At 73.6% G+C, this 1,562-nt stretch carries 2 protein-coding genes; one reads left to right on the top strand and one right to left on the bottom strand.

Annotation, left to right across the window (positions count from 1 at the left end):
• Positions 1-291 precede the first annotated feature (291 nt).
• Positions 292-627, bottom strand: a complete 336-nt coding sequence (locus HOY81_RS26985) for a thioredoxin family protein (protein ID WP_237323334.1) — start codon at positions 625-627, stop codon at positions 292-294.
• 168 nt (positions 628-795) lie between these two features.
• On the opposite strand from HOY81_RS26985, the gene HOY81_RS26980 reads away from it, so the two are divergent.
• Positions 796-1,515, top strand: a complete 720-nt coding sequence (locus tag HOY81_RS26980) for a 1-acyl-sn-glycerol-3-phosphate acyltransferase (protein ID WP_237323333.1) — start codon at positions 796-798, stop codon at positions 1,513-1,515.
• Positions 1,516-1,562 lie beyond the last annotated feature (47 nt).

Genomic DNA, 1,562 nt, shown 5'->3' with positions numbered 1-1,562 from the left:
CGCTCCCCAGCCGCATCCGGCACATACTTCACACAGACAACGATCCTCAGGCTCACGCCGGTCTCCTACTGCCTCGTCTCGCGCTTCTCCGGCCGACGGGCGGCCGGTGTGGTCCAGCCTATTACTGCTTATTACTCGTCAGTACACCGGCCGCTGACCCCGCTATCAAGGCCGGTGAACTGTGACCTTGCCAACGCGGACCACTCAGGCCCACTCAATCACGCACGGCGGCGGAACGCCCCTCGTGACGCCGCCGTGCCCGCCGTGTGCGAGGCGGATGCCGCCGCGCTGTCAGCCGACCGCAGGGCCCAGCGCCCCGATCACGTCCGCCTTACGGGGCTGCCCCTGGGCGCGGCGCACCACGCGGCCGTCCGCGTCCAGCACCAGCACCTCCGGGGTGCCCGTGACCCCCAGCCACCGCACCAGGCCGAGCCGCTCCTCGGCGTCGATCTCCACATGCACCACGCCCTCGACCATCCCGGCGACCTCGCTCAGCACCCGCCGGGTGGCCCGGCAGGGCTGACAGAAGGCACTGGAGAACTGCACCAGGGTGGCCCGCCGCCCCAGGCTCCGTACCCCGAGGTCCCCGGCGGTCAGGGCGTCCGGCGTCCGCTGCTGTCCGGTCATGCCTCCCAGCATGCACGTGACGAGGATCTCCCGGACGGCCGGTCCCGGACTGTGGCTCCGGCGCGCGTTGTGGGGCACGATCGGCGACACCGGAAGTTACGCGCCCGTAAGTTCCGCTGTCGTATGCGCCGGGGCCGCGACCGCCCGGCGAGAAGGGTCCGCAGAGGCATGCCAGAGTTCGTGTACCCGCCGGTGATCGGCGCCGCCCGCACCTTCTTCAAGGCGCTCGACCTGCGCTTCGACATGCACGGCACCGAGCATGTGCCGCGGCGCGGCGGGGCCGTCCTGGCGAGCAACCACATCGGCTACCTGGACTTCGTCTTCACCGGACTCGCCGCCCGGCCCGCGAGGCGGCTGGTGCGTTTCATGGCGAAGGAGTCCGTCTTCCGTCACCGGGTGGCCGGGCCGCTGATGCGGGCGATGAAGCACATCCCGGTGGACCGCGCGGAGGGCGAGCACGCCTACCGGCACGCGCTGCGGGCGCTGCGCTCCGGGGAGATCGTCGGGGTCTTCCCCGAGGCCACCATCTCCCCGTCGTTCACGCTGTCGTCCTTCAAGTCGGGCGCGGCCCGGCTGGCGCAGGAGGCGGGCCTACCGCTGCTGCCGATGGCGCTGTGGGGCACCCAGCGGCTGTGGACCAAGGGGCGCGGCCGGGACTTCGGACGGAACCACATACCGATCGGCATCCGGGTCGGCGAGCCGCTGCGCGCGGCGCCGGGCGAGCTGGCCACGGCGGTCACCGAGCGGCTGCGGGACCGGGTGCAGGAACTGCTGGAGGCGGCGCAGCGGGCCTACCCCGCTGCGCCGCGGGACGCGGACGACGCCTGGTGGCTGCCGGCGCACCTGGGCGGCACCGCCCCGGCCCCGGCGGGAGCCGGGGCGCCCTGAACCAAGGCCGCCCCGCCCGGCCGCCCCGTCCGGGCCGGCCGGGCGGG

Source organism: Streptomyces sp. JJ36 (assembly GCF_021696945.1).
Classification (GTDB): domain Bacteria; phylum Actinomycetota; class Actinomycetes; order Streptomycetales; family Streptomycetaceae; genus Streptomyces.
Note: the sequence above shows the minus strand (reverse complement) of the source record. Positions and strands in the feature narration are given on the sequence as shown.